2 protein-coding genes and 1 pseudogene are annotated in these 1,518 nt (G+C 49.7%); all 3 read right to left on the reverse strand.

Annotation, left to right across the window (positions count from 1 at the left end; translation table 11 throughout):
• Positions 1–461, reverse strand: a 461-nt coding sequence (locus PSI23_RS21360) for a phage portal protein (RefSeq protein WP_273556957.1), incomplete at its 3' end; no start/stop codon positions are given.
• Positions 462–463: 2 nt separating this feature from the next.
• On the reverse strand, positions 464–1,012 hold the full coding sequence (locus PSI23_RS21365; RefSeq protein WP_273556958.1) for an HK97 family phage prohead protease: 549 nt from the start codon (positions 1,010–1,012) through the stop codon (positions 464–466).
• A gap of 38 nt (positions 1,013–1,050) precedes the next feature.
• A pseudogene (locus tag PSI23_RS21370) lies at positions 1,051–1,407 on the reverse strand (phage major capsid protein); the annotation flags it as partial.
• Between the last annotated feature and the right edge of the window lie 111 nt (positions 1,408–1,518).

Below are 1,518 nucleotides of genomic sequence, written 5' to 3' on the forward strand. Positions count from 1 at the left end.
GGCTCTGTGATAGTGTATGAGAATCGGTGATCGGATAGCCGCTGAGGGACAACCGTTGACGGTGGGTAAGGGTGCAACGATTGTGGCTGACCGTCCCGCCCCCAGACAATCACCGCATAAGCATTACCATTGAGTAAGCAATGACGCATCAGGGTTCGCTTAAACTGAAAAGGCGTCTGGCAGTCATTCGGAAATTCATTGAGCAAATAATCCACGGGGTGATCACTGAGCCATTCGCGGGACTCTTTGCCGTTCTGGTGCCGAACCCGATACAGGTAACAAGGCATGGTCGCCACGGCTTCACTAATCACCGTGACGGCATTCATCACCGCAGGCAAGCCCTCGGCTGTCGAGGGTGAAACATGCTCGCCTGATTTGGTATTAGATATACCCGCCAGAGACAGAAACTCATCAATGCTCATGCTGCGCCTTTCTGGGGCTTTTCGCTTAAAAGGCCACATAGTTACACCTCGGACAGTTGCAGCCAGTAATGACGCAAATCAACATGATTAGGCTTGACGGCATTCAGGGAACGTCTGGCAATCTCAACACCGCTTTCAGGGTAGGCGGGTAAACTGGTAATGGTGATTTCCCTCAGTTCCGCTTCTAAAACGGTTCTGATATACGGCTCTTGACCAATATCCCACTGATCTTTGATAGCCCTGAACCCAAAGGACATACCGGAAATATCACCCCGTTCAACCAAAGTCAGCACATCGCGCCCCAGTTGCGTATCAGGCGGCGTTAACTCGAAGCTTAATCCGGTGGTATCTTCGGCAAGCTGTAACGTACCGGACGTGGTACGGCCTAACAGGTTCATGTGGTCATGTTCATACAGTGCCCTGACATCAACACCCGAAGTTAAACTGGCGCTAAAAGCATTTGGGGCAAACTGTTCAACAAATTCATCCCATAAAACGTGGGATCTGCTGTTCCACTTAATCACATAGCCCACCAGCTTTTTATCAGCAGCAGACAGAGACGCGGTGCGAATTTCAAAATCGTTATTCATCCTATGGACTCCCAACAAGGGACTTTCGCTCCTTTCGTTTATTTCGAAGTGGTTTTCACTTCAAGGATCTTGATTGCGTTGGAGTCCACCAGACCACCGCCCAGATATTTATCGGTGTGTACCTTATAAAATCCCGGCTCGGTGATATTGTCGGGACGGGTACGGGTGCCTGTTTCATGGTCAACAATGAAATAACCGCGTTTGAAGTCGCCCAGACCGATCACGCCATCGGGCATAAATTCAAGATAATGGACAGGTAAGCCCAGCAACATATCGGGATCACCCGCTTGTAAACGTTCCCGCCAGATATAATCCCCATTACCGTTTTTCAGCTTTTGCACCTTAGCGGCAGTCGTGGAGTTCATCACCCACACCGCATTCTTGCGGTATTTGTTCTTAATACTACAGCCGTAATCCCTATTGTGCCATGATGGGGCTCTTCTTCCTTAAATAAAAGGCGGTGTCACATGCCATCCCCTGCCAAAATCTGGGAACAGGCGCTACAG

The organism is Xenorhabdus yunnanensis (assembly GCF_028598805.1).
In the GTDB taxonomy this organism is placed as follows: domain Bacteria; phylum Pseudomonadota; class Gammaproteobacteria; order Enterobacterales; family Enterobacteriaceae; genus Xenorhabdus; species Xenorhabdus yunnanensis.

What these genes read in the sequence shown, in the direction of transcription:
- PSI23_RS21365 (WP_273556958.1), bottom strand. Translation starts at nt 1,012, where the DNA reads ATGAATAACGATTTTGAAATTCGCACCGCGTCTCTGTCTGCTGCTGAT.